This window comes from Nonomuraea zeae (genome assembly GCF_005889725.1).
Classification (GTDB): domain Bacteria; phylum Actinomycetota; class Actinomycetes; order Streptosporangiales; family Streptosporangiaceae; genus Nonomuraea; species Nonomuraea zeae.
Genome location: NZ_VCKX01000129.1, coordinates 1 through 26,180 on the forward strand (window position 1 = coordinate 1; position 26,180 = coordinate 26,180).

Sequence of the window (26,180 nt, forward strand, 5' to 3'; positions counted from 1 at the left end):
AGATGGGTATAAGAGACAGACCGTGCCGGCCCCGACCCCGGCCATGACCACGCCCAGCAGGCCGGGCGCGGCGCCGAGCTCCTTCAGCGCCAGGGGCGACAGCACGTCGTACACGAAGATCAGGAACGTGGTGGCGGTCATCGCGCCGATGGCGGCCATGAGGAGACTGCTGCGCCTGATGTGGACGAAGCCCGCCGTCAGCTCGGTCAGGAAGGAGGTCCGCTCCGGGCGCTCGCCGCCCGCGGACCGGATGGCGGGCAGCCGGGTCAGGACCAGCGCGGAGAGCACGAAGGTCACCGCGTCGCACACGAACACCACTTGCGGGCCGTAGGCGCCGACGAGCACTCCGCCGAGCACCGGCCCGGCGATCTTGGCGGCCTGGCTCACGAACGTGGTCGCGGAGATCGCCTGCAGCAGGTCCTCCTCGGGGACCACGCGCTTGACCGCGGCCTGCTCGGCGGGCGCGAACAGCGCGCTGAGCGTGTTCTTCGCCGCGATGAGCACCAGCAGCACCGCCAGGTCGGGGGCGAGGAGGTAGCCAAGGACGACGGCCGCGCGGCCCAGGTCGCAGCCGATCAGCACCGCTCGCGCGGGCAGCCGGTCGGCCAGCACGCCGGCGACGGGCGCGGCCAGCAGCCACGGCAGCGCCGAGACCACCACGACCGACGCCATCGCCCCGGGGCCCAGGTTCCAGACATAGAGCACGAGGACCACCAGGCCGAGCAGGTCCAGCCAGTCGCCGACGGCGGAGACGGCCTGCCCGGCGAGCAGCAGCCGGAACCGCCGGTGCCGTAGGGGCTGGAGCAGCCCGCGCTTCGTCATGCCGATCCTCCGCTCACGCCGCCGCGTCGTCGGTGACCCGGGCCATCAGGTCGTCGATGACGTCCGCGAACAGGACGACCGAGTTCAGCGCGCAGGTGCTCATGGCCGCCCGATGGTGCGGCTGCAGCGGAAGCGCGTCGATGGCGGCGAGCAGGTCCTTGCGGTGGTGCACGTCGAGCCGGGCGTGCTTGAGCAGGTTGCGGAAGCCGGTACGCGGGTATCCGGTGAGCTCGATCATCCCTTCGATGATCGGCAGGGTGGGCGGATAGCCCTCCATGACCGTGATGTGGCCGAGCAGGGTGACCGGGTGGTAGTGGTTGATCCAGTAGTACTGCGACCCGACGACCCTGGCCACCGACGGCGGCGGCATCCGCCGCCACGGCTCGTCGGGATCGCCGCCGATGGCGGCTAGGTCCTCGCGGACCCACTCGTCGTGGCCGAGCTCCTCGGGGATGTGCTCGCGCAGGTAGTCGCCGAGCCCGGCGGCCACCTCGTCGTGCGGGGCGAGCTCGGCGCAGCGCTCCAGCGCGCGCCGCATGACCGGTACGGAGGCCCGCACGAGCATGTGGGAGGTGCACAGGTACTCGGGGTAGACGGCACGGAAGTCCGGCGCGGTGATCATCCGGCGCGTGGCGGCCGCGTAGATCGGCATGACCATCTCGATCTTGCGGCAGAGCTCCTCACTGTGAGTCGTCATGGGCGGCTTCCTTTCCGATCAGTGACAAGGTGCGGTAGAACGGGTCGTCCACGGCGCCCTCTCCCAGCCGCGCGGTCACGGCCCAGCACAGGTGGCAGATGCTCGCGAAACGCTGCTCGGCCAGGTCGGCGAACTCGGGCAGCATCATGAGCGCGCCGAATCCGGGCGCGCGCAGGGAGTGGAAGAAGGCGTGCCTGGTGTAGCCGTCGAGCGCGGCGCTCACCTCCTCGCCCGTACGGCAGCGGCGCCGGATGGCACCCGGTCCACGGCCCATGACCACGCCTTCGTTGCAGCAGGCCGAGACCACGCCGTCGTAGCGGACGACCGGCACCGCGGCCGCCTGGCAGGTGCCGTAGTCCTTGCCCCGGCGGTGCGGCCCCTCGACGAACAGCGTCTCCGCGCGCCCCTGCCGGACCGGCTGGGTGAGCGCCAGCTCGGCGTGGTCGTGCCAGTTCGCCCCCAGCGCCCGCTCCAGCAGCTCCGCGGCCTGGTCCGGCATGCCGTCCAGGTCCATGACCTGGACCACGATGTGGGTGCCCGCCTCGGCGATGGCCCGCGCCGCGGCGACGTACCGCTCGGCGGCGATCTGCGTGGCGTGGAAGGCGTCGGTGCTGAGGACGACCGTGGCACACAGGCGGAGCACCCGCCTGGCCCAGTCGGGCGGCGGAGCGCCGGCCCGTCCCCAGAACCCGCTGGTGTACACGACGATCTCCTTGCCGGCGGCGGCCAGCCGCTCGGCGGCCAGCGGCAGCCCGCGCCGTTCGACGAACGGCTCACCGCCGGAGATGCCGATGAGCGGCAGGCTGGAGGCAGCGAGCGCGTCGACGATCTGCTCGAACAGCGCGAAGTCGGTGATCTTGGGGCTGTCCGGACGGGAGTCGACCGAGCAGTGGCCGCAACCGACAGGGCAGCGGTCGGTGATGAACAGCAGCGCCGTCGCCCCCGACTCGCCGCGGACCCGCGTCAGCCGGGCCGCGCTGACCTTGGTCATGAGCGCGCCCCCTCGCGGTAACCCAGCGTGACGAGGTCGGCGTAGCGGCGCGAGCCGTACCTGCGGGCGAAGGCCGTGGGCCCGGCCTGCAGGTGCAGCCGCTCCACCATCTCCTCCATCGCCCCGAACGTCTCGCCCGCGGTCAGCTCCGACGCCTGCCGCGCGACCTCGGGCTGGTCGGAGAAGCGCAGGCAGGTGCCGCAGAGCCCGCCGTCGACCGGCTCGCCCGCCCGCTGGGCCAGCGGCTGCGGCCCCAGCGTGCGGATGACGCGCAGCAGCGGCGCGCCGGTCAGCCGGCGCCTGATCTCCGGCCAGCCGTCCTCGCCGATGTGGCCCAGGCGCAGGTGCTCGGGCCCGCGCCGGTCGATGACGTCCTGGTTGCAGCAGGCCAGGACGGTCCCGTCGTAGGCGATGGTGGGCCAGCCGGCCATGTCGCAGGGCAGCGCGGCGGGCAGGGCCAGGGTGTGCACGCCGGCCGCGGCCGTCGTCAGCCACTCGGCCGCCCGGCCGGCGGAGCCGACGTGCGCGACCAGCATCGGCACCCGGCCGCCGAAGGTCTCCCGCACGTCGCGGGTGAGGTCCTCCAGGTACGGGTCCTCGTCGTCCAGCCCCACGGCCTGCACGCTCACGTCCATGCCGGCCTCGACCAGCCGGCCGAGCACCGCGAACACCGCGCCGCGCGAGACCTGCTCCTCGTGGAAGACGTCGAGGCTGGCCACGAAGTGGTCCACCGACGCGATCGCCCGGGCGATCCGGTCCGGGACGCGGTCCTCGCGGGCGAAGAACATGCCGGAGATGAGCGCGGTGCGCGCGCCGGCCCGCCGGGCCCGCTCGGCGATCGCCGTCACCAGGCCGGGACGCAGCAGCGGCTCGCCGCCCGTCATGAGCACCAGCTCCGGGTGCTCGTCGGCGGTGAAGGTGTCGGCGAAGCGGGTGAACAGCCCGGCATCGTGCTGCTCGCTGTTCATGAGCGAGTCGGTCGAGCAGTGCCGGCACAGCAGCGGGCAGCGCCGGGTGAGCCCGAGGAAGACCGCCGCTCCCGGCCGTGGCCGTAGGTTGATGATCTCGACCAGATGCATGTGCCCGCCTTCCGACGACGCTCGCCTTCCCGATGTCCGGGCCGTACGAGGCCATACGCTGGCACGCGGCGTTTGCAGCCGGTGAACCGTTCGATGACGGCCGCGCCCGTGGCTGTAATCGAGCTGAAATCCCGCTCCCCGCGCGATCCGGAGGGGCCGGCGCATCGAAGTGTGTTCAGACGACGCCCGCTCCCGCGTGAAGCCGGGGAGTGGCCCGCGCAGGTTCGACTGGTCTGTGGCTCTCTGGCGGAGGTTCAGCGTGACCGACGGCAATGCGAGGACGATCGCCGACTTCCGGGTCCTCGGCCCGCTGGAGGTGCGCGCCGGCGGGCTGCGCCTGGAGCCCCCGGGCCGGCAGGTCAGCTCGCTGCTGGCCGCGCTGCTCATCGACGCCCCGGAACCGGTCACCGAAGGCCGGCTCCTGACCCGCGTCTGGGGCCCTGAGGGCGGCAGCACGGCCGCGTTGCGCACCGCCGCCTCCAGGCTCAGGTCCTGGCTGCACCACCACGCGGGGCTGGGGAGCGCGGTGCGGTTCGCCCTCGGCGGCTACCGGCTCGATGTCCCGCCGGAACACGTCGACGCGCGCCGCTTCCGCATCCGCGCCGCCGCCGCCCTCGAACAGGACGACCCCGTCTCCGCGCTGGCCGGCTGCATGGCACTGTGGCGCGGCAACGTGCTGGCCGACGCCTCGGAGTGGCTGCGCGGCGACCCGGCGGCGCTCCGGCTCGACCAGGAACGGCTCGCCTGCGCGAGCACCCTCGCCGACCTGGCCCTGGCCGCCGGCCGCGCGCACGAGGCGCTGGGCGCGGTGGAGGCCGTGGCGCTCCGGCTTCCCTACCATGAGGCGATCCAGGCCAGGCTGCTGCGCCTGCTGGGAGCGTGCGGACGCCGGGCCGAGGCGCTGTGGCTGTTCGAGTCCGTCCGCCGCCGGCTGGCCGCCGACCTCGGCGTCGATCCCTCCCCACCGCTCCAGGAGGCGCATCTGGAGCTGCTGCGGGATCCGCCGCCGCCCGTCCCCGAGCGCGATCCGCCGCCGCGCCCCGGCGAGCCGGCCCGCGCCCCCTGCCTGCTCCCGCCGGACATCGCCGACTTCACCGGCAGGCAGCGTGAGACCGCCGAGCTGAGCCGGATCCTGCTCGACGCGGACAGCACCGCGCTGCCGGTCGCCGCGGTGTCCGGGCGGGCCGGCATGGGCAAGTCCGCGCTGGTCGTGCACGTCGCCCACCGGCTGCGCGACCGCTTCCCCGACGGCCAGCTGTACGTGGACATGCGCGGCAGCCGGCACACGCCGACCGATCCCTCCGACGCCCTGGCCAGATTCCTGCGCGCGCTGGGCGCCGCCACCGACGACATCCCGGCGAGCATGGAGGAGCGGGCCGAGCGGTTCCGGTGCCTGCTGAGCCACCGGCGGCTGCTGGTCCTCCTGGACGACGCGGCCGACACCGCCCAGATCGAGCCGCTCCTGCCCGGCGTGGCCGCCTGCGGCGTGCTGGTGACCAGCAGGAAACGCCTCACCCCGCTGGCCGGCGCCCAGGAGGTCCGGCTCGGCGTGCTCGACCCGGAGCCCGCCGTCGAGCTGCTGGCCAGGATCGCCGGCGGCGGGCGCGTGGCGGCCGAGGCGGGCACCGCGTACGAGCTGGCCGCCCTCACCGGGCACCTGCCGCTCGCGCTGCGCGTGGCCGGCGCCCGGCTGGCGGCCAGGGCGCACTGGAGCGTACGCCGGCTCACCACCCGGCTGGCCGACGAGCGCCACCGCCTGGACGAGCTCGCCTTCGGCGAACTGGACGTCCGGGCCGGCCTGACCCGTACCTACTGCGGCCTGGAGCCGTGCGCCAGGCACCTCCTCCACACGCTGGGCCTGCTGGACGTCCGGGACTTCGCGGCCTGGGTCGCCGCGGCCCTGCTTGACTGCGCCCAATCCCGCGCCGAGGACATCCTGGAACAGCTCGTCGACGCCCAGCTCCTGGAGGTCGACGGCGGCGCGGGGTGCGGGCCGCCGCGCTACCGCTTCCCCGACCTGGTCCGCATCTACGCGAGGGAACGCGCCAAGGACGGCGATCCGCGCGAGAACGCCGAGGCCGTGGGCCGGGCCCATGGCGCCTGGCTGGCCCTCGCCGAGCACGCCCACCGCGGCGTCCACGGCGGTGACCACCAAGCGGTGCACGGACCGGCGGCCCGGCCGCGGCCCGCGCCCGAGATCCTGGACGCGGTCGCCAAGGATCCCCTGGCCTGGCTGGAGTCCGAGCGCGAGGCGGTCGTGACCGTCGTCCGGCAGGCGGCCGAGGCCGGGCAGGCGAGCCTGGCCTGGGAGCTGGCCTGTACGTGCGCGCCGCTGTTCAGGATCAGGGACCACGTCCAGGAGTGGTCGCTGTCCCTGGACATCGCGCTGACCGCCGCCCGCGAGCACGGCGACGTCCGCGGCCAGGCCGCCGTGCTGTTCCAGCTCGGGCCGCTGCGTACCGGCCAGGAGCGCTACGACGAAGCGGCGGCCTGTTTCGAGGAGTCGCTGGCCCTGTTCTCCGGGCTCGGCCACCGGCACGGGCGCGCCCTGGCCCTGTCGCACGCCGCCGCGCTGGACGCCCGGCTCGGGCACGCCGATCGGGCGGAGCGCCGCCAGCGGGAGGCGCTGGCCGGGCTGCGGGCGGCCGGCGACCGCGGCGGCGAGGCGTACTGCCTGCGCAACCTCGGCCGGCTCCTCCTCGGCGCCGGCGACCTGGACGGCGCGCGCCGGCACCTGGAGCGGGCGCTGGCCGTCAGCGAGTCGAGCGGCGCGCGCCGGAACGCCGCCCAGGCGCGCTACTGGCTCGGCACCCTCCACCTGCGCCAGGACCGGCTCGCGGCGGCGGAGGCCGCCTTCGAGCAGGTGCTGGCCGCGGCCGGCGACCTGTCCGACGCCGCCGGCCAGGCGATGGGGCTGCTGGGCCTGGGCGAGGTACGCCTGCGCCGCGGCGCGCGCGACGAGGCCGTCGAGGGGCTGCGCGAAGCCCTCGACATCGCCCTGGCCATCTCGTCGCGGCGGATCCAGGTCCGGGTCGCGCACGCGCTGGCCCGCGCGACCGGCGGCCCCCACCAGGTGGTGCGGTGGCTGGAGGAGACCGAGCCGCGGGCCGGGCGGGACTGAGGCGGGACGGGCCCGGCGCGGTCAGCGGCGCCAGAGCACCGCTGAGGGCGTGGCCGGATCGACGGTGACGTCACCGTTCCAGGAGAGGAAGGACGGCTGGGGAAGGTAGTCCTGCCCCAGGAAGAAGCCGCGCTTGATGCCGGTGACGTGCACGACGGCGCCGTTGTCCGTGCCGACCACGACCCGGTTGGCGGTGATCTCCTCGATGTCGTCGGCCGTCGTGCCGGGCGGCAGCTCCACCGTGGTCGCGGCCGTGTCGTCCCGCTGGATCGACCAGGTGGGGTCGACGTGGTTCGACACGTAGACGGTGGCGCCGCTCTTGAGCCGTACGCCGAGCGCGACGCCCACCCAGGACGACCCGGTGTTGGGCCGGTCGGTCGTCTTCTTGACCACCGCGTACAGATAGTTGCGCTGGTCGCTCACCTCAGGCGTGGCGGGTGTCGTGTCCGAGGCGGCCTCGATCTTGCCTTCCCTGATCATCTCCTTCGACATGATCTGGTAGGTCCAGGGGTTGGTGTCCATCATGTGCTCGCGGGCCTGGTCGGCCGGCCGCGTCGCCAGCGCCGACAGGAAGAACCGCATCGGGTCGGTGACCTGGTCGCACATGTTGTTGTTGCTGGTGCAGGTCTCCAGGAGGGCGTGGTCGCCCTCGTACTTCCCGGAGAAGTGCAGCGTCTGGTGGTTGGCGGCCTGATAGGTGTCGCTGCCCGCGACCCGGTTGCCGTGCTCGTCCACCTCCACGTCGTAGATCCACTCGATGTCGGTGGTGCGGCCCCAGCGGGCCATCAGCGCCGGCGTGTTCGTCCCGCCGTCCTCGTTGCTCCACACCACGGAGTAGGTGAGCTTCGTGCGGCCGGGCGCCGTCCCCGGCCCGGACTCGTGCCAGGCGATGAGCGGCGTGTCGGTCGTCGCGTTCTGGTCGGGGGTGCCGAGCTCGGGGTTGGCGCGGCCGTGGACGATCGGGGCGTAGCGCAGCGCCAGGTAGTCCGCGCTGCCCGGCGCGTACGTCGTCACCTTCACCCCGTCGAGCCGGACGGAGGTGCTCCCCGCCGCGGACCGCTCGCCGGCGAAGTGCAGGCGCAGCTGGTGCGGCCCCGCGCTGACCCTGCCGAGAGCGAGCTGCCGGTGCAGCGGCTGGTCTCCGGAGACGACGAGGTCGGTGGCGTAGCGGTTGTCGACGTAGATCGATACGACGGCCGACTCGCCGCCCTTGACCGCCCAGTCCGTGCCGGGGGCGGCGGCATTCAGGTCGATGAGCGCTTCGCCGGACCTCTTGACCACGAACGGCACCCGTACGTCGGAGTGGTCGCGGCGGACCTGGATCTGCCGGCCGTGAGCAGCCTGCGCCTGGTCGACCCCCGCCATGGCAGGGGCGGCGAGCATGGCCACAGTGGTGGCGACCGCGGCCGAGGCGGTCAGCAATCGGACAACTCGCATCTGAGTCTTCTCCGTCGAGGGGATGGGCCGTGAAGCCGCGATATGAGCAAGTATCAGACCTAATGATCAAACATGACAGATCGGCCAACCCGGAGAAAGCAATCGTTGAAAATCGGGGCAACGCGGCCGTCACGGTCTCGAACCGCCGCGCTCGTCTCCGCGGTCCGCACCGCGTTAGCATCGGGTCCCGTGATCGTATGGCTCAACGGCACCCACGGGGCAGGCAAGACGACGACCAGCCCGCTCGTGCAGCAGCTGATCCCGGACTCACGGGTGTTGGACGCCTAGAAGGTCGGCCTGGCCCGGCATAACATCCCGGTCAGGCACTTCGTCCTCCACGCTGACCAGGACACCCTGCGCGGGCGCATCGAGGGGGACACCGTTCTCGGCCCGTCCTCGTTCCGCCTCAAATATCTCGAGCCCTACGCCGAGGCGGCCCGCACGTGGCTGCACGGCGAGGCCGAGGTCATCGACACCACGCACCTCACGCCCGCCCAGGCCGCCCGGCAGATCGCGGAGGCCGTCAAGAGCTGAGGCCCGCCGGCTGCGTGCCTGATGCTCCGGCGCGCAACAGCGCGAGCGCCTGGCGGAAGATGATGGCCACGATCTCGTCCAGCGACAGCCGCCCGTCCGGGCGGTACCACAGCGACACGCCGTTGCAGATCTGGATGATGGAGAATCGGGCGATGGCCGGGTCGTCGGGGGCGAAGCTGCCGGCGGCGATGCCGTCCTCGATGAGCTGCCGCCACGTCTGCTCGAACTCGTCGCGCAGCACCACCAGCTCCGCGCGCGCCTCGGCACTGATGACCTCCAGCTCCGAGCGGTTCAGCCGCCACACGCTGGGTTCGCTCACCTCGCTCAGGACATGCATCCGGACGAGGCTCGCCAGGCGCTCCACCGGGGTCGAACCGCTCGCGGCCGCTTCCCTGGCGCGTGCGTTGGCCCGGGCGTAGCTGCGCCGCATCAGCTGGAGGAACAGGTCCTCCTTGCTGGCGGCGTAGTGGTAGAGGGAGCCGATCGTCAGACCGGCCTCGCGGGCGATCTCCCGGATGCCCACCGCGGAGTAGCCCTTGGTCGCGAACAGGGCCTGGGCCGCCTCCATGAGCCGCCGTTCGGTCGGCGCCAGCTCGACATCGGGGCTCTTCGCGGCTCTTTCGCTGCTGTTCATCGTCGCTCTCCGGGATCGCAGAGTGAGCAGGCGTCTATCGTATATCGATCGATCGATATGCATCAGGCGCAACAATGGGCGATTCTGTGGTCGTGGGTGGCGGTGGCCGGGAGTTCGAACCATACGGCCTTGCCGGCCGGGGTGACGTCGCTGCCCCAGCAGCAGGCGAGCGCATCGAGCAGGCGCAGCCCGTAGCCGCCTTCGTCGCGTTCGGGGGCGTCCGGCAGCAGCGGGACGGCGGGATGCCGATCCTCGACCTCGCAGCGCAGGAACCCGTCGACCAGCCACACGGTGAGCCGCACCGGGCCGGGCGCGTGGCGCACGGCGTTGGTGATCAGCTCGCTGACCAGGAGCTCGGCATCGTCGGTGGCGTCGTCCATGCTCCAGCCGGCCAGGTGCGACCGCAGGAGCGCGCGGGCCACGGGCACGGAGCCGAAGTCGTGGGCCAGCGTCCAGGACGCCGCCCCCAGGGGGCGAGCTGGCGGGTCTCGATGGGAGCGTATGCACATGATCGCGTCCTTTCTTGGCCGGATTCCTGAATACCCCATCAACATAGCGATCGTTCGATATGTCATCCAACAAAGGGAATTAAGATCTTTTTTGGGCGCGAACCCCGACGGGACTTAGGCGGCCGCCGCGTAGATGAACGCGCCCGCGCGTTCGAAGGGAACGGGCCGGCCGTTGAGCAACACTCCGGCGGTGTCCGGCGCCGCGATCATGATGGCCGTGGCCGGATCGGTGCTCGCGGTCAGCCCGCTGCCGTCGATACGGACGACGCCTTCCCCGCCGAAGGTCACGGCGAGGTCCTTGACCGCGGCCGGCGCCTTGACCAGGGTCGTGCCGGCACGTACGACCGACGAGCCGTCGACCAGCACGATCGATCCGGCGTCGGCGTAGAGCAGCTTGCCGTCGAAGGTGTAGGACCCGAACGCGCGCGGCGCCTTGGCGGTCCAGGACTTGTAGTAGACCCCCGCGCCGCCGTTCAGGCTCAGGGCGGTCGCCTCGTGGGACGGGGTGGTGCCGACGGGAAGCCGTTCCACCGTCACCGACGTGTCGGCCGCGCCCTCGGACGGCAGCAGGAGGGTGTCGAAGGTCGTCTTGCCGCCGTCGGTCTCGCCGTCGTTCGTCTTGACGTAGGAGGCGTACTTCGCGTTCTCCACCGAGTAGAAGCGCGGCGCGTAGTAGCCGTCGCGCAGGCCGGAGCCGACCTGGGCCGGGTCGGCGGGGACGATCGTGAGGTTCGCGCCCGTCGCGAAGGCGGTGGTCGTGGCCTCGGTCCCGGAGCGGATCGAGGGATTGGCGTCCGGCGCGAGGTGCCAGTTCTGCTCGTAGCGGTGCTCGGCGGTGTCCGCCGGCTTGAGCCGGTCGGAGACCACCCACAGGCCCGAGTGCAGCGACAGGACGGACCGCTCGTGGCGGACGCCGGTGGAGCTCTCGGTGTTCGCGCCGATCAGGTCGAAGGCGGGGTTGCTGATCAGGTGCGAGATCCCGCCGGCCGCGGTCGAGGTCTGCGCCGTGTCGTCGATCTCGATCGTGTTGTGCGCCTCCGTGGTGCGCCGCAGCCACTCCGCGCGGCTGTCCGTGCTGTAGGTGAAGGTGCCCATGTCGGGCAGGAGCGGCCGGCCGTGCGCGTAGGCGGTGATCGCCAGCTCGTCCGGGTGGCTGTGGTTGCCGCGGTCGGCGTTGATCCGCAGGTAGAAGTCACTGGCGCTCCAGCCGGACCGGGAGATCGCGACCCGGGTGTCCGGGTAGAGAGCGGAGGTGTGCGCCGGCTTCTCACCCGACTTGCCGGACGTGCCGACGTAGCTGAGCTCGGGATCCTTGAGCAGCTCGCCCAGCCTGGCGAGGGTGCTGCGCAGGTCCTGGGAGTCGCTGTCGCCGTAGGCCGGGCCGTACCCGCTGGGGTAGCTCTGGTCCATGAGGAAGCGGCCCAGCCGCCGCAGCTCGGCGGTGGCGGTGAACGCGATGCCGTTGCGCTGCATGTAGCCGACGACGTCCACGTACTGGGCGAGGTAGCCCCGCAGGTAGGCGTCCGTGGACTCCTTGTAGCCGCCGTCGGCGTAGGTCGAGTCGCTGAGCTGGGCCGAGAGGAAACCGGCGGCGTCGGTCCGCCACGCGGGCGCGACGCGGAACTCCGGGAAGTAGACGGAGGCGTGCAGCAACGTGATCTTCTGTGACTGCATCTTGTTCGGCGTGCCGTTGACGTTCACCTGGAGGTACAGGCCGGCCCGGTTCATCGTCTTGAGAATCGCGGTGTTGGCCTCGGCGGTCAGCGACGGGCTCTTGCGCAGGATCTCGTAGGCCGCGATCCAGTTGTGCAGGCGGCGCGCGGCGTGCAGGTTGCCCGGGTATGAACCGGCGCCCTGGTCGGCGTCGTAGACGTCGGCGTCCTTGATGAAGTCGGTCATCAGGCCGATGAGCGTGCGGGCGTACTCCTCGTTGCCGGTCTTCTGGTACTCCAGGGCCAGCGGGCCGGCGAAATAGAAGCGCGGAAGCTGGTAGAGATACTCGTTGTCGGCGCCGGCGGGCAGCTTCCAGTCGAAGCCGCCGGGGTCACCCTCCCAGGAGAACGTGTTCTGTACGGTGTTGGACCAGGTTCGGGTGGCCTCGTCGAAGGTCTCGGCGTTGCCGTACAGCATGAGGTCCTTGGCGGTGTCGGCCGTGCCGGTCAGCGTCAGCTCCGCCTTCTTCACGCCCGCGACGCCGCCGAGGTCGAAGCGCAGGTACGCCTTGCGCGTCTCGCCGGTGAACGGCCCCGCGCCCTGGTCGCTGACCTGCATGTAGTACTTGGCGCCGTACACGTTGTTCGGCTTGTCCGCCCAGATGTAGGTGTCGTGCACAGGGGTGAGGGTCTTCACCGAGCCGTCGGCCAGGGTCAGGCGGAGGGCAGGCTTGCCCGACCCCTTGCTCCTGCTGTTGACGAGCGCGATGACCGCGTCCTTGCGGCGGCTCATCAGGAAGAATCCGTGCTTGCCGCTGTTGATGCTGCTGGTGACGTCGGCCGTGACGGTCTTCTCCCCGGGGCCGAAGGTCAGCGTCTTGACGTAGACCTCGCCCGACCCCAGCGTCCAGATGTGGCTGGGGGTCAGCTCGAGCGCGCCCGGCCAGGCCGTGTGCGAGAAGCCGCCGGCCTCGATGGCCGGGCGGGCGCGGTAGTAGTCCAGCAGCCGCTGCTTGGCCAGAGCGTAGCTGCCCGCCTTCACCGCGGTCTCCACGGGTTTCAGGCCCGCGTGCGCGTAGTTCAGCCGCGGTCCCACCGTCCAGGCGCCGGCGCTCCACCTGCCGAAGAAGCCCGCGTCGGACAACGCGGCCGCGGCGGCCGGCGGGCCCGGCACGAGGAACGGGGCGATCAGGAGCAGGACGGCGAGCCGCCGCCACGAGGGAGACATGCTCGCGAAGGTAGAGGCACGCGGTATGCCGGCGGTATGCCGGGCACGGGAACGCCCCCGCCGGTCCGCAGAGTGATTACGTGGTCTTGGGCCGGTTTGCCACAAGATGGCGGGGCCTGCGGAATGATGGCAGGAAGCCGGAGTCTTGTGCGGGAACAACCGGGAGGGAACGCCTGTGTCCGAGCTCCGCCCGTTACGACCGGGCGAGCCCGTGCGGCTGGGCGACTACCAGCTGCTCGGCTGCATCGGTGAAGGCGGGCAGGGCCTCGTCTACCTGGCTCGATCTCCCGCGGGCGTACGCGTCGCCATCAAGGTCCTGCAGGGGCGGCATGCGGAGGACGCCGAAGCGCGGCGGCGCTTCCTGAGGGAGATCGAGGCGGCGAGCAAGGTCGCCCCCTTCTGCACCGCCCGCGTGCTGGACTACGCCATGGCAGACGGCCATCCCTACGTGGTCAGCGAGTTCATCGAGGGGCAGTCGCTCCAGCAAAGGGTGGCGTCCGCGGGCCCGCTCGTCCCCGGTGAATGGGAGAGGCTGGCGATCGGCACGGCGGCGGCGCTGGTGGCGATTCACCGCGCCGGGATCATCCATCGCGACTTCAAGCCCGCCAACGTCCTTCTGGGGCCGGGCGGTCCGCGTGTCGTCGACTTCGGCATCGCGCGGATACTCGATGCGACCACCACGTCCTCGGCGGGCATCATCGGCACGCCGTCCTACATGTCGCCGGAGCAGGCGTCCGACGGGCGCGTCGGGACGGCGTCGGACCTCTTCTCCTGGGCGGGCACGATGGTCTTCGCGGCGACGGGAAACCCGCCGTTCGGGCGGTCCAATCTCGCCGCGACGGTCCACCGGATCGTGAACCATCCGTGTGACGTCTCCGGCCTGCCGAAGCACGTGCGGGCACTGGTCGAACGCTGCCTCGAAAAGACGCCCGAGCGACGGCCGAGCGCCCGAGAGGTGCTGCTCGCGTTGGTGGGGGAGCCCAGTGGCCCACCCGATGCGTCTGTGCATCTCCACAGGGGAGACCACGAAGGGCTCGTGGCCGCGGCCGCGCGCAAGCTCGCCGCGGCGACCTCGCCACCCGCCGTCCCTGAGCGGCACCGGGGTCCGGACTCCGCCCCGTCGGAGCCGCCCCCCGGCGCTCCGGAGCGCGACCCGCCGGGGCCGCCGAGAGGACGGCTCGACGTACCTGGCGATCAGCCTGATTTCCGGCCTCGACCGGCCGGTTCTCTTCCGGCAGGCTCTCTTCCGGCAGGTTCCCGCACGGCCGGTTCCCCTCCGGTGCGGCGGGCGGGAGTCGTCCGGCGGGTCGTCTCGGTCGCGATGTCACTCGTCGTCGTGGGCGCGATCCTGGCCGGGCTGCGGCTCTACCTCTCCGACACGGATCCGCCCTGGCCGCCGGGCACGGCCATGGTGGCGGACCGGATGTTCGCCGGCCCGCCGGGCAGGAGCGGCACGCAGGTGCTGAACGCCGTCGCCGCGTCGGGAGACGTGATCGTCGCGGCCGGCGGCGACACGACCGGCGCGCTACCGCGGCCGCTGTTCCTGACGTCTCGCGACCGCGGGCGTACGTGGCGGTTGGGAGACGTCACCGGGCAGGGAGGACCGGAACCGGGGCCTGCTGAAGTGCAGAGAGTGGCCGGGGGAGACGGCCACTGGCTCGCCATGGGCGACGCCGGCGTGTGGACCAGTACCGACGGTCACGCGTGGAAGGCTCTGGCAGCCGGCGAGCTGACCACGTTCCGCAGCGAGGACCGGATCGCGGACATTGCCAGGACGAGTTCCGGCTTCGTGGTCGTCGGCGCCGCCTTCCAGGACGGTATGGAGCGACCGGCAGTCTGGACGTTCGCCGACGGCGACGGCTGGGTCAGGGTGGACAGCGCGAGCGTCGGCAGGGCGGGCACCGTACGCGGGCTCACCGCCGTGGTCGCCAAGGGCGACACGGTCGTGGCCCTGGGGGCACGGGCCGGGGATGAGTCCGGGATCGCCGTGCTGCGCTCGCTCGACGCCGGTCGTACGTGGCTTCCCGCGGCGTCCTGGCCCGACGTCTCCCACTCCGCCCTGCTGGCCGTGGCTTCCGGCACCTTCGTCCTGGTCCCGGCCCGCACGCGATCGGCGAGCGGGGAGACAGCCGTCCACTGCTCGCCGGACGGGGCCGAATGGTCCCGATGCGGCTCGATCGCGATGCCTCGCGACGGCGTCGGCGTGACACAGCTGTCGTCCTCGCCGAAGCGCGCCGTGGCCCTGGCGGCGTCCGGCTTGGAGCGGTATGCCGTCTACACCAGCGAGAATGGGCGCGAATGGCACAAGAGCACCGAAGCGGTTGCCGGCCCAGGAGCCACCCTCCGCGGATTGGCGGTCTCGGACTCCGGGACGTTCGTGATGGGCGGCGACAAGGCGTCCTCCGAGACGGGCAGCGAGCTCGTACTGATGACGGCTTCGCCGGGCAAGGCCGCCGAGGCGGTGGCGCTGAAGAAGATCGAGGGGCTGGACCGGATCCAGTCCCAGGTCGCCCGGCTGGCCGCCGCCGACGGCCGGTACGTGGTGGTGGGCGCCGCCGCGGAGGATGCCGCGATCTGGACCGGCACCGACGGCCGAACCTGGTCGAGGATCAGGGACCGGAAGCTCGAAGGGCCGTACCGGCAGGAGCTGAGCGACGTGACGCACGGCCGCGCGGGCTGGCTGGCCGCGGGCAGCACCGGGAACAGCCCCTCCTCCACCCGGCCGCTGCTGCTCGCCTCGGCCGACGGCCGGACCTGGCGTCGCATCCAGGCCCCCGGCCCGCCTCCCGACGGCGACTCGCAGCCCGTCCAGGTCGCGTACTCGGTCGCCGCGGGCAGCTCGGGATATGTGATCGCGGGCAGCGAGGCTGGGATCGACGGAGCCGAACCGGTGGTGTGGGTCACCGCAGACCTGCGCACGCTCACCCGCTCGGAGGACCTTCCCGCGAGCGGTTCCGGCGTGCGGATCGGGGACGTGGCGGCGACCGCGAGCGGCTACGTGGCGGTCGGCGGGTCAGGGAGCCCGGCTCGCAGGGACGCGGTGCTGTGGGTGTCGTCCGACGGCGCTCGGTGGACGGCACGTCCCTGGCCGAGACCGTCGGGCGTCGAATCGGCGGAGCTGACTCAGGTCGTCGCCACCGGTGACCGGATCACGGCCGCCGGGGCCGCACTGGTGAGCTCGGGCGAGCAGCGGCCCTTCGCGATCGGGTCCGCCGACAACGGGAGCACCTGGACATTCGCCTGGCTTCCCGCGGAGCGGAAGGCGGCCGTGCGGGATCTCGCGACGACGGCGGACGGCCTGGTCGCGGTCGGCTGGCATGGGGAGAGCCAGGAGAGCGACAGCGCCGTCTGGACGTCCGCGGACGGCCGTTCCTGGCGGCGGCAGGCCCTCGGCCAGGCCGGGCTGGCCGGAGCGGGAGCACAGTGGCTGAACGCGATCACGATCTCCGGTCCTGATGTCGTCGCCGTGGGCCGGTCCACCAGCTACCGCACCGATCACCTGACGCTCTGGCACACGGTGCTCGACCAGAACCGGTGATCAAGATGCGGTACGGCTCACCCCTTGAGGCCGCTGAAGGTCATGGTCGCCACGAACTGCCGCTGCGCCGCGATGAAGGCGATGATGAGCGGCATCGTCGCCACCACGTTGCCCGCCATCAGCAGCGACCACTGCGTGTGCCGGGTGCCCTGGAAGTTGGCCAGGCCGAGCTGGATCGTGTAGCTGTTCTCGTCGCTGATCGCGACCAGCGGCCAGATCAGGTCGTTCCACGAGCCCAGCAGGGTGAACACGGTCAGCGTGGCCAGCGCCGGGCGGGCCAGCGGCAGCACGACGCGCCAGAACACCCCGAAGGTGTTGCAGCCGTCGATGCGGGCCGCGTCCTCCAGCTCGGCGGGCAGCGACAGGAAGAACTGCCGCATGAGGAAGATCCCGAACGCCGAGGCCAGCCAGGGCACGAACGCCGCCGCCAGCGTGTCGATCAGGCCGAGCCGGCTGAACATGATGTACGTCGGGATCATCAGCAGCTGGGTCGGGATCATGATGGTCGCGAGGATCACCATGAACCCGGCGCTCTTGCCGAAGAACTTCAGCCGCGCGAAGCCGTACCCGGCCATGGAGCACAGGACGAGGTGCGAGACGACCGCGACCGCCGCCACGATCACCGTGTTGAGCAGCCAGTGCAGCGCCGGGGACTCGTTGAACAGGCCGGCGAAGCCGTCGAGCTGCAGCCGGCTCGGGATGAAGCGGGGCGGGAAGCGGTTGATGTCGCTGTCCGGCATGAAGGCGGTCAGCACCATCTGCACGAGAGGCAGCGCGAACAGCAGGGCCACCGGCATCAGCAGCAGGTGCCACGGGCTGAAGGGCGGGCGTCGCATCAGAAGGCCTCGATCTTGCTGCGCCGGGAGTACAGGATCATCCCGACGGTGATGAGCATGGTCACGGCGAACAGCCCGTAGGCCACGGCCGAGCCGTAGCCGAACCTGGTGAGCTGGAAGGCCTGGACGTAGACGTAGTAGACGATGGTCTGGGTCGCGCCCAGCGGGCCGCCTCTGGTCGTGGTGAAGACCAGGTCGAAGAGCTGGAGCGCGGTGATCGTCTGCCAGATGGAGGTGAACACCGTGACCGGGCCCAGGGCGGGCAGGGTGACGTGCCGGAAGACCCGCCAGCGGCCGGCGCCGTCCATCCTGGCCGCCTCGACGACATCCTTGGGGATGTCCTGCAGCGCCGCCAGGTACACCACGACGGTGAAGCCGACCTGTCCCCACAACGCGATCAGGCAGATCACCGTGAGCGCCTGCGACTGGCTCTCCAGGAACTGCTGCTGCGGCAGGCCGAGGACGCGCAGCACGCTGTTGGCGGCGCCGTACTGGGGGTTGAAGACGAAGCTGGCCAGGATGCCGGTCGCGGCCGAGGAGGCCACGAACGGGATGAAGATGCACGTGCGGTAGAAGCCGACCAGCCGGATCGGACGGTTGAGCGCGACCGCGATCAGCATCCCGAGGAAGATCGACGACGGCACGAACAGGACCGTGAAGATCAGCGTGTGGCTGACCGCCGAGAACAGGTCCGGGTCCTGCGCCATGACCTCGTAGTTCGTCCAGCCGAGCGGCTTGGCGGGGGCGATGCCGTTCCACTTCTGACGCGAGATGAGGAACGCCCACACCGCCGGGAAGATCGACAGCCCGACCACGAGCAGCATGGCGGGGCCGGCGAACCCCCAGCCGGTCAGGTTGCGGCTGAGCCACCGCGTCCCGCGACCGGGGGCGCCGGCGTGACGGCCGGCGAACAGCAGCGACATCCTCAGCCCCCGGCCAGCGCCGTCGCGGACTTGGCCGCCGCCTGGTCCAGGGCGTCCTTCGGCGTGGCCGCGCCCTGCAACGTCTTGGAGATGGCCTCACCGACGAACCTGGACATCTCGACGTAGCCGCTGACCGTGGGCCTGGCCTGCTTGGCGTTCGCCAGGTTGGCGACCAGCTTCTCCACGCCCGGGTAGGTCTTGATGTAGTCCTGGTAGGCCGGCAGCTCGGTCTCGGAGGCGCGCAGCGGCAGGTTGCCCGTGACCAGGTTCCACTGGGCGTCGCCCTCGGCGGAGGTGAGCCACTTGATCAGCTCGAAGGACCAGTAGGCGCGGTTGGCGTCGCCGTTGTCGAGCAGGGTCCACAGGTCCGGTCCGGAGACGGTCTGGTGGTCGCCGTTGGTGCCCGGCAGGTAGGCCACGCCGTACTTGGTCTTCTTCTGGCCCAGGTTGTACAGCTCCCACGGGCCGGAGATGATCATGCCGATCCGGCCGTCCTCGAACAGCGGGCCGTACCGCTCGTCGGTCTGGTCGAGGTACATGCTCTTGTCGTCGACGGCCATCGCCCGCAGGAACTCCAGCGCGTCCACGCCCTGCTGGGAGTTGAAGGCGGCCTTCTTCTGGTCGGAGGACAGGATCGCGCCGCCGCGCTGCCACAGCAGCGGCCACAGGTGCCAGGTCGTGTCCTCCGAGCCGCTCACCGAGTACGCGGTGCCGTAGATCTTCTCGGCGGGGTCGGTCAGCTTCTTGGCCGTCGCCCTGAAGTCGTCCCAGGTCCAGTCGTCGGTCGGGTACGGCACCTTCTTGGCGTCGAAGACCGACTTGTTGTAGAGCAGCGCGAGGTTGTCCACGAGCGCGGGGAAGCCGATCACCTGGCCGGCCGGCGTGGCCGTGATGCGGGCGGAAGCGGGGAACTCCTCCCACTTGACCGAGGCGTCCTTCACCTTCTCAGTGAGATCCAGGGTCTTGCCGGATTCCTGGAGCTGGGACGCCCAGCTCCCGTAAGAGTACGAAATATCGGGATAGACGCCGCTGGCGAAGCCCGCGGAGAGCTTCTGCAGCAGCTGGTCGGTGGTGGACGCCCCCGAGGTCACCTCGATGGTGACGTTGGGATGGGCCTGGGTGAACTTGGTCGCCAGCCCTTCCAGGATCTTCTGCACGTCGGAGGTCTGACCCGTCCACCAGGTGAGCTTCACCTTCGCCTGCGGGTCCGCCGTCTTCGGGCCTTCCGCCGGTGACCCCCCGCAGCCTGTGGCCGCCAGGATGATCGCCGCGACCAGGGCTGTCACGGTTCTTCTTCGCACTGTGGATGCTCCTCCCGGATGTTGGAGCCAATCATGGTTACTTTCGAAGTCTTGTCAATACCTTCGATAAATCGCAAGGCTTGACAACGTTTCACAACTCCTGGGAGCGTGTCGTGGTGTCCAGAACGACCTTCGATCTTCTTGTCGTCGGCGACGCCAACCCGGACGTGATCGTGTCCGGGGCGCCTCGCCATCCCGAGTTCGGCCAGCGTGAGCAGCTCGTCCCGGCGGCGGGCCTGGTGCTCGGCGGCTCCGGCGCGATCACCGCGTACGGTGCCGCCCGCCTCGGCCTGCGCACCGCCTTCGCCGGGCGCGTGGGGGACGATCCCGCTGGAGCCTTCGTCCTGGACGCCCTGCGCTCCGGCGGTGTGGACGTCTCCGGCTGCGTCGTCGACCCCGCCGTCCCCACGGCCATGACCGTGATCCTGGTGGACGGCGACGACCGGGCGATCCTCACCGCCTCCGGCACCCTCGACCGGCTTACGGCCGCCGACGTCTCGCTCGGCCTGGTCGAGCGGGCCGCGCACGTCCACGTCTCGTCGTTCTTCCTGCAGCCGCAGCTGGCCGCCGGCCTGCCCGGCCTCTTCCGCACCGCCCGCGCCGCGGGCGCGTCCACCTCGCTCGACACCAACGACGACCCGGCGGGCCTATGGGCCGGGCTGGACGAGGTGCTGCCCGTCACCGACGTGCTGCTGCCCAACGAGGCCGAGGCCCGCGCGATCTCCGGCAAGCCCGACATCGAGGACGCCGTGCGCGCGCTGGCGGCCAGAGGCACCCTGCCCGTCGTCAAGCGCGGCGAGCACGGTGCGCTCTCCTTCGCCGACGGCGAGCTGGTCAAGGCGCCCGCGCGCCCCGCGACGGTGGTCGACGCCGTCGGCGCGGGCGACAGCTTCAACGCCGGGCTGCTCGCCGCGCTCCTGCGCGGCCAGCAGCTGCGGCGCGCTCTGGAGGTGGCCGTGGCCTGCGGCACCCTGTCCACCCGCGCCGCCGGGGGCACCGCGGCGCAGCCCACCTGGGAGGAAGTAATCTCATGAAGAAGATCGTGTTCGTCGGGGCGGGAAGCGTCGTCTTCACCCAAGGGCTGCTCGCCGACCTCGTGAAGTTCCCCGAGCTGCACGGCCTGCACCTGGCCCTGCACGACATCGACCCCGAGCGCCTGGAGGTCGCCGAGGCCGTCTGCCGGCGCATCGCCGGCGACGCGGCCACCGTCACCGCCCACCTCGACCGGCGCGCGGCCCTCGACGGCGCCGACTTCGTGATCAACATGATCCAGGTCGGCGGTCACGACGCCACCGTCACCGACTTCGAGATCCCCGCCCGGTACGGGCTGCGCCAGACCATCGCCGACACCATCGGCGTCGGCGGGATCTTCCGCGCGCTGCGCACGTTCCCCGTGCTCGACGCGCTGGCCGCCGACATCGCCGCCGTCTGCCCCGACGCGCTGCTGCTCAACTACACCAACCCCATGGCGATGAACGTCTGGTACCTGTCCGGCAAGGTCAGGAACGTGGTCGGGCTCTGCCACTCGGTGTACTGGACGATGCGCGGGCTGGCGGAGCTGGTGTCGGTGCCGTACGAGGAGATCACCTACCTGGCCGCCGGCGTCAACCACCAGGCGTGGGTGCTGCGCTTCGAACGCGACGGGGAGGACCTCTACCCCCGCCTGGACGTGGACGACCCCGAGCTGCGCCGCCGCGTGCGGGTGGACATGTTCCGCCGCCTCGGTTACTACCCGACGGAGACCAGCGAGCACTCCGCCGAGTACGTGCCCTGGCTCATGCACCATGACAGCGAGATCGAGCGCCTGCGCATCCCGGTGGGGGAGTACGTGCGCATCAGCGAGGAGAACCTGCGCGAGTACAAGCACACCCGCGACACCGTGCGCGGCGGCGGCGAGCTCGACATCGCCGGCACCGACGAGTACGCCCCGCAGATCATCCACAGCGTGGTCACCGGCACGCCGCGCATCGTCTACGGCAACGTCGTCAACGACGGGCTGATCTCGAACCTGCCCCAGGGCGGCGTCGTCGAGGTGCCCTGCGTGGTGGACGCCACCGGCGTGCGGCCCACCGCCGTCGGCGCGCTGCCCCCGCAGTGCGCGGCGCTCAACCGGACGTACATGAGCATGAACGAGCTGACCGTGCGGGCCGCGCTCGAAGGGCGGCCCGAGTACGTGCGGCACGCCATGATGATCGACCCCAACACGGCGGCCACGCTCACGCTCGACGACATCTGGCGCCTGGCCGACGACCTCACCCGCGCGCACGGCGACCTGCTGCCGGAGGCCCTGCGCGGCTGACCGCCCGAGCGGGGGGCCGCTCAGCGGGCTGAGTGGGCTGAGTGGGCTGAGTGGGCTCAGCGGGCTCAGCGGGCTATCTCCACCTCCAGCCCCTTGCCGCGCAGGGAGTCCACGCACTCGGGGTCGGCCGACTCGCCCGTGATCAACAGGTCGATCTCGCCGATGGCGCAGATCGGCGCCATCTCCACCACGCCCAGCTTCGACGCGTCCGCGACCAGGATCTTCCTGGTCGCGGCGCGCAGCATGCGTTGTTTCATCTCCGCGTCGGGCAGGCTCACGTTCGTCACCCCGCCCAGCGCGTCGACGCCGCCGCAGCCCAGGATGACGGTGTGGGCGCGGATGCCTTCCAGCAGCTTGCCGCCGAGCGGATCGACCAGCGAGTGCTGCTGCCGGCGCAGGCTGCCGCCGGTCACCACGACCGAGAGCCGGGGCAGGGCGGGCTCCAGCTCCAGCGCCGTGCGCAGCCCGTTGGTGAACACCGTCACGTCGATCAGCTCGGGGCGCGCCACCAGCTCCCTGGCCACGTACGTGGTCGTGGTGCCCGCGCCCATCAGCACGCTCTCGCCCGAGGCGATCAGCCGCGCGGCGACCTTCGCGATCAGCGACTTCTCCACCGCCGCCGTGCCGAGCGACAGCTCGAACGACGGCTCGACGTGCTGCGCGGGGGCGGCCGACACCGCGCCGCCGCGCACCCGGCGTACTTTGCCCTGCTCCTCCAGCGCGTCGAGGTCGGCGCGGACCGTCACGCTGGACACGCCGAACGCCTCGGCCAGCTCCGCGACCCGCGCGAACTCCTGCTCGGTCAGCAGCGCGAGCATGCGCTCACGCCGGACCTCCGTCGGCATCGACTCGATCATGCCCGGACCGCCGCCGGCAGCAGGTCGCCGTGCGCCTCGATCAGATCGTCGCACAGCGCCTCGATCTGCGGCAGCGTCAGCGTGGCGGCCGTGTTCGGATCGAGCATCGCCGCGTGGTAGACGTGCCCGCGGTCGCCGTCGAGCACCGCGCGCACGGTCAGCTCGACCACGTTGAGGAACGTGCGGTTGAGCGCGGCGAGCTGGACGGGCAGGTCGCCGACGGCGCGGGGGCGCAGCCCGCCCGCGCCGGCCAGCGCGGGGACCTCCACGCAGCATCCCTCGGGCAGGTTGCCGATCAGGCCGCGGTTGGCCACGTTGACGTAGATCTCCTTCTCCTCGCCGGTCAGCAGGGCGAGGATCATCGCCGCCGCCGGCTCCTGGTGCTGCCAGCGGATGAGCAGCGAGTGCCCGGCCGACAGGGCGCGGCGGGTCTCTTCGTACAGGTGCAGGCTCTTGCCGACGCGCCGCAGGTATTCCTCGACCGGGACGCCCAGCCTGGCGGTCTCCTCCGCGTGCCGCATGATCCAGGGGACGTATTCGGCGGCGTGCTCGCTCGACATCGTCGGGAAGTGGCCGAACTTCCGGTAGAGCTCCACCCGGACGTGCCGGCGCAGCTGCGCGTCGGACTCGAGCACCGTGTCGAGCTCGGGGTAGAGCGAGCGGCCGCCGGCCTCGAAGCGCAGCACGAACGACTGGTGGTTGAGCCCGGCGCTGAGGAACGTCACCTCGTCCTGACCGCGCCCGACGAGGTCGGCCAGGTAGGCGTGCGTGTCGCAGACCGCGTGGCACAGCCCGGCGAAGCGCTCCAGGCCCGTGGCCTCCTGCACCGCCCAGCCCGTCATCGCCATCGGGTCGCTGCAGCTCAGCAGCCAGGCGTCGGGGCATTCGGCGGCCATCTCCTCCGCCAGGCGCACCAGCACGGGGATCGTGCGCAGGCCGCGGAACACCCCGCCGATGCCGATGGTGTCGCCGAGCGTCTGGCGCAGGCCGTAGCGGTGGGGGATCTCGAAGTCGCGCAGCGTCGCCTCGAACCCGCCGACGTCGAGATCGCTGACGACGAAGTCGGCGCCGCGCAGCGCGTGCCGCCGCTCGAAGGTGCTGCGGATCTTCGCCGCGGACCTGGCCTCGGCGTCGATCGCGCGCACGAGCGTCTCGGCGGTCGCCAGCCGGCCGGGATCGTCGTCGTACAGCACGATCTCCAGCTCGCCGCGGAGCTCGGGGACGAGCACCAGGGCGGACAGGACGCGCCGCGTCAGCTCTACGTCACCGACCCCGATGAAGACGATCCGCGCCATCAACGAAGTATCGCACGCTGCGAAGACCTGCCGGTCCGGGCTGCTGCGGCCGGTTTTTGCCCCGTTTCCCGGCGATCGGCGAGAGCCGGCCCGGTGCCGCCGTTATTCCCGCATGTGGGACTATATGCTCATATATGGGATATTGAGGGGAGTGAGATGAACATCGTGGTGGACGACCTGTCCGGCCCGGAGATCGCCGAGTTTCTCAACGAGCACCTCCAGGAGATGCGGTCCATCACGCCGCCGGAGAGCGTGCACGCGCTCGACCTCGACGGGCTCCGCAGACCCGAGGTCACGTTCTGGTCGGCGAGGGACGGCGGGTCGGTGGTCGGCTGCGGCGCGATCAAGAGGCTGGACGCGGCTCACGCCGAGCTGAAGTCGATGCGCACCGCCTCGGCCCGCAAGCGCAGCGGGATCGCGTCCCTCCTGCTGGAGCACATCATCGCCGAGGCCAAGGGCATCGGATTCACCCGGCTGAGCCTCGAGACCGGCGCGGACGAATTCTTCCTTCCCGCCAGGAAGCTGTACGAGAGGTTCGGGTTCGGCTACTGCGAGCCCTTCGCGGACTACCGGCATGACGTGAACAGCGTGTTCATGACCCGGCTTCTCTGAGGGCGGCTCCCAGGCTCATCGGCCTGTTGCCAGGGCTCGCTGCATGAGCAGCGTGTCGACCGAGCGGCCGTGCTTGTAGCCGACGCCGGTCAGCCGCCCGACATGGGTGAAGCCGAATCGCTCATGCAGCGCGACCGAGGCATGGCTGCCGCTGTCCGCGATGACGGCGATCATCCGGCGGAAGTCCGCCGTCGCGCACCGGTCTATCAGGGCGCCGAGCAGGGCACTTCCCAGCCCCTTGCCGGTGAGGCCGGGAGCCAGGTAGATCGAGTTCTCCACCGTGTGGCGGTAGGCCGGCTTGGGACGCCACGGCCCGGCGTAGGCGTATCCGGCCACGCCACCGGATCGTTCGGCGACCAGGAACGGCGCCCCCAGGGCGGTGAGGTCGTCGAGTCGCCGCTGCCAGTCGGCGACCGGTGGCGGGGTTTCCTCGAAGGTGATCACGGTGTGGGCGACGTAGTGCGCGAAGATCTCGGCCACGTCCTTGAGATCCGCGGGGAGCGCGGGGCGGATGATCGTCTCGGGGGCTGTCACGACGACCTCATTTCTCTATAGTGAAATCAATCGTTATTATAGAGGAATGCTGGATCTCGTGGCCTTGGGCAGGCACATTCAGCTCCTGCGGCACGACCGGAGCCTGACCCTTCAGCAGCTGGCGGACGCGGCCGAGGTGAGCGTGAGCATGCTGTCCTCGGTCGAGCGCGGGCGGAAGGTGCCCACGATCGCGGTTCTCGCGCGCATCGCCGACGGTCTCAGCGTCGCTCTCGTCGATCTCATCGCCCAGCCCGAGGATAATCGGGTCATCGTGCGCCGCGCCGCCGACCAGGACAGCGTCGATGAGCCCGGTGGGTGGCGGCGGACGATCGTCTCCCCGGTCGTGCCGGGGGTGAATTTCGAATGGATCCGTACGAGCCTGCCGCCGGGTTGCGACGCCGGCCAGTTCCCGGCGTACGCGCCAGGCTCCCACGAGTACATCGTCGTCGAGTCCGGCACCCTCCGGCTGACGATCGGCGACAGGGCTGTTGAGCTGAACGCGGGCGACTCGGCCTACTTCGCCGCGGATGTCACCCATGCCTATGCCAACGCGGGCCCTGAGCCGTGCAGCTATTACGTCGCCGCGCTCATCATGCGGCCCCGCGCGGCCCAGCCACGCACCCGGTAACCCGCTTCACGACGCGGGCGGTCGGGTGAACGGCGCGAGGTCGCCCTTCACGGCAGGATGATCATGATGGTGTAGCGGACCGGATCGGGTCCGGGGTTGCGGAACCGCGTAGGCCCGTACAACCGGAACCGCAGGCAGTCTCCTGCCTGGAGCTCGTGCGCGTCGCCGTCCACGGTGACCTGCAACGTGCCGTCGAGTATCCAGATGTGCTGCTCCAGGCCCGGCACGGGCGGCCTGTCGTAGGGGATGTCCGCGCCCGGCCGCAGGAAGCCTTCGAGGATCTCGCCCTTCAGCCCGGGGTGGGGCGGGGACACCGACCGCCGGGTGAAACCCGCTTCCTCGTCCCGCCACACCAGCTGCCGGTTGGATCGCACCAGTTGCGGGGGCTCCGACTCCACCTCGGCCAGCAGCTGCGACATCGTCCGCCCGTACGCTCCGCACAGCTTGCCCAGCACCGCCGCCGTGGGGCTGATCTGCGCGTGCTCCAGCCGCGACAGGGTCGAACGGCTCACGCCCGTCTGCTGCGCCACCTCGTCCAGCGACCAGCCGCGCTCCACCCGCAGCTCGGCGAGGCGGCCGGCCAGGCGGGCCTCCACGTGGTCGGGGCTCTGCGGCCCCTTCTCCTCAGCGGCTCTCACATCAGGGACTCTATC

22 protein-coding genes are annotated in these 26,180 nt (G+C 71.3%); 7 read left to right on the forward strand and 15 right to left on the reverse strand.

Features of this window, described 5'->3' with window-relative positions; translation table 11 throughout:
- The 4 genes from ETD85_RS33730 to ETD85_RS33745 form a co-directional block, all read right to left on the reverse strand.
- Positions 1 to 822 (reverse strand): MFS transporter (locus tag ETD85_RS33730; RefSeq protein WP_138693865.1); only part of this gene is annotated, 822 nt, incomplete at its 3' end.
- 13 nt (positions 823 to 835) lie between these two features.
- Entirely contained in the window at positions 836 to 1,519 is a 684-nt protein-coding gene (locus ETD85_RS33735; protein WP_138693866.1) for an iron-containing redox enzyme family protein, read from the reverse strand.
- Positions 1,503 to 2,510: a radical SAM protein gene (locus ETD85_RS33740; protein WP_138693867.1), complete on the reverse strand. Its 1,008-nt coding sequence runs from the start codon at positions 2,508 to 2,510 to the stop codon at positions 1,503 to 1,505. The genes ETD85_RS33735 and ETD85_RS33740 overlap by 17 nt, the downstream gene beginning before the upstream one ends.
- A complete protein-coding gene (locus ETD85_RS33745) occupies positions 2,507 to 3,589 on the reverse strand; it encodes a radical SAM/SPASM domain-containing protein (protein ID WP_170246976.1) in 1,083 nt (360 codons plus the stop codon). The genes ETD85_RS33740 and ETD85_RS33745 overlap by 4 nt, the downstream gene beginning before the upstream one ends.
- 259 nt (positions 3,590 to 3,848) lie before the next feature.
- Here ETD85_RS33745 and ETD85_RS33750 point away from each other — a divergent pair, with 259 nt between their 5' ends.
- On the forward strand, positions 3,849 to 6,710 hold the full coding sequence (locus ETD85_RS33750; RefSeq protein WP_138693869.1) for an ATP-binding protein: 2,862 nt from the start codon (positions 3,849 to 3,851) through the stop codon (positions 6,708 to 6,710).
- Positions 6,711 to 6,731: 21 nt separating this feature from the next.
- Here ETD85_RS33750 and ETD85_RS33755 read toward each other — a convergent pair whose 3' ends face one another.
- Positions 6,732 to 8,147 carry a hypothetical protein gene (locus tag ETD85_RS33755; RefSeq protein ID WP_138693870.1) on the reverse strand — a complete coding sequence of 472 codons (1,416 nt, stop codon included), beginning with the start codon at positions 8,145 to 8,147 and terminating at the stop codon, positions 6,732 to 6,734.
- Between the two features lie 189 nt (positions 8,148 to 8,336).
- Between ETD85_RS33755 and ETD85_RS66050 the strand changes: the two genes are divergently transcribed.
- Positions 8,337 to 8,435: an AAA family ATPase gene (locus ETD85_RS66050; protein ID WP_240779608.1), complete on the forward strand. Its 99-nt coding sequence runs from the start codon at positions 8,337 to 8,339 to the stop codon at positions 8,433 to 8,435.
- Between the two features lie 235 nt (positions 8,436 to 8,670).
- Here the strand turns inward: ETD85_RS66050 and ETD85_RS33765 are convergent, their stop codons facing one another.
- The 3 genes from ETD85_RS33765 to ETD85_RS33775 form a co-directional block, all read right to left on the reverse strand.
- On the reverse strand, positions 8,671 to 9,315 hold the full coding sequence (locus ETD85_RS33765) for a TetR/AcrR family transcriptional regulator (RefSeq protein WP_170246977.1): 645 nt from the start codon (positions 9,313 to 9,315) through the stop codon (positions 8,671 to 8,673).
- Between the two features lie 62 nt (positions 9,316 to 9,377).
- Positions 9,378 to 9,824, reverse strand: coding sequence for an ATP-binding protein (locus ETD85_RS33770; protein ID WP_206058893.1), 447 nt, complete (start codon positions 9,822 to 9,824; stop codon positions 9,378 to 9,380).
- A gap of 114 nt (positions 9,825 to 9,938) precedes the next feature.
- Positions 9,939 to 12,704 (reverse strand): heparinase II/III family protein, encoded by a 2,766-nt coding sequence (locus ETD85_RS33775; RefSeq protein ID WP_138693873.1) that lies wholly within the window; start codon positions 12,702 to 12,704, stop codon positions 9,939 to 9,941.
- Positions 12,705 to 12,879: 175 nt separating this feature from the next.
- Here ETD85_RS33775 and ETD85_RS33780 point away from each other — a divergent pair, with 175 nt between their 5' ends.
- Positions 12,880 to 16,242, forward strand: a complete 3,363-nt coding sequence (locus tag ETD85_RS33780) for a serine/threonine-protein kinase (RefSeq protein ID WP_170246978.1) — start codon at positions 12,880 to 12,882, stop codon at positions 16,240 to 16,242.
- A gap of 17 nt (positions 16,243 to 16,259) precedes the next feature.
- On the opposite strand, the gene ETD85_RS33785 is transcribed toward ETD85_RS33780, so the two are convergent.
- From ETD85_RS33785 to ETD85_RS33795, 3 genes are read right to left on the reverse strand one after another with little or no spacing between them, the layout of a single operon-like run.
- Positions 16,260 to 17,078, reverse strand: a complete 819-nt coding sequence (locus ETD85_RS33785; RefSeq protein WP_138693875.1) for a carbohydrate ABC transporter permease — start codon at positions 17,076 to 17,078, stop codon at positions 16,260 to 16,262.
- Complete coding sequence (locus ETD85_RS33790; RefSeq protein ID WP_138693876.1) at positions 17,078 to 18,001, reverse strand: carbohydrate ABC transporter permease; 924 nt, start codon at positions 17,999 to 18,001, stop codon at positions 17,078 to 17,080. Before ETD85_RS33790 ends, ETD85_RS33785 begins: the two co-directional genes overlap by 1 nt.
- 2 nt (positions 18,002 to 18,003) lie before the next feature.
- Positions 18,004 to 19,302, reverse strand: a complete 1,299-nt coding sequence (locus tag ETD85_RS33795) for an ABC transporter substrate-binding protein (protein ID WP_138693877.1) — start codon at positions 19,300 to 19,302, stop codon at positions 18,004 to 18,006.
- A 116-nt stretch (positions 19,303 to 19,418) separates the two neighbouring features.
- Between ETD85_RS33795 and ETD85_RS33800 the strand changes: the two genes are divergently transcribed.
- Together ETD85_RS33800 and melA are read left to right on the forward strand one after the other, a co-directional pair.
- A complete protein-coding gene (locus ETD85_RS33800; RefSeq protein WP_206058896.1) occupies positions 19,419 to 20,336 on the forward strand; it encodes a carbohydrate kinase family protein in 918 nt (305 codons plus the stop codon).
- Complete coding sequence (melA, locus tag ETD85_RS33805; protein WP_138693879.1) at positions 20,333 to 21,601, forward strand: alpha-glucosidase/alpha-galactosidase; 1,269 nt, start codon at positions 20,333 to 20,335, stop codon at positions 21,599 to 21,601. Before ETD85_RS33800 ends, melA begins: the two co-directional genes overlap by 4 nt.
- Positions 21,602 to 21,666: 65 nt before the next feature.
- On the opposite strand, the gene ETD85_RS33810 is transcribed toward melA, so the two are convergent.
- Both ETD85_RS33810 and ETD85_RS33815 read right to left on the reverse strand, forming a co-directional pair.
- Positions 21,667 to 22,446, reverse strand: a complete 780-nt coding sequence (locus tag ETD85_RS33810; RefSeq protein WP_206058897.1) for a DeoR/GlpR family DNA-binding transcription regulator — start codon at positions 22,444 to 22,446, stop codon at positions 21,667 to 21,669.
- 8 nt (positions 22,447 to 22,454) lie between these two features.
- Positions 22,455 to 23,753: a family 4 glycosyl hydrolase gene (locus ETD85_RS33815; protein WP_138693881.1), complete on the reverse strand. Its 1,299-nt coding sequence runs from the start codon at positions 23,751 to 23,753 to the stop codon at positions 22,455 to 22,457.
- Between the two features lie 156 nt (positions 23,754 to 23,909).
- Between ETD85_RS33815 and ETD85_RS33820 the strand changes: the two genes are divergently transcribed.
- Positions 23,910 to 24,365, forward strand: coding sequence for a GNAT family N-acetyltransferase (locus ETD85_RS33820; RefSeq protein WP_138693882.1), 456 nt, complete (start codon positions 23,910 to 23,912; stop codon positions 24,363 to 24,365).
- 15 nt (positions 24,366 to 24,380) lie between these two features.
- On the opposite strand, the gene ETD85_RS33825 is transcribed toward ETD85_RS33820, so the two are convergent.
- Positions 24,381 to 24,899: a GNAT family N-acetyltransferase gene (locus ETD85_RS33825; protein ID WP_138693883.1), complete on the reverse strand. Its 519-nt coding sequence runs from the start codon at positions 24,897 to 24,899 to the stop codon at positions 24,381 to 24,383.
- Positions 24,900 to 24,945: 46 nt separating this feature from the next.
- Between ETD85_RS33825 and ETD85_RS33830 the strand changes: the two genes are divergently transcribed.
- Positions 24,946 to 25,527, forward strand: coding sequence for a helix-turn-helix domain-containing protein (locus ETD85_RS33830; protein WP_138693884.1), 582 nt, complete (start codon positions 24,946 to 24,948; stop codon positions 25,525 to 25,527).
- A gap of 47 nt (positions 25,528 to 25,574) precedes the next feature.
- Here ETD85_RS33830 and ETD85_RS33835 read toward each other — a convergent pair whose 3' ends face one another.
- A complete protein-coding gene (locus ETD85_RS33835) occupies positions 25,575 to 26,165 on the reverse strand; it encodes a helix-turn-helix domain-containing protein (protein ID WP_138693885.1) in 591 nt (196 codons plus the stop codon).
- Positions 26,166 to 26,180: the final 15 nt, after the last annotated feature.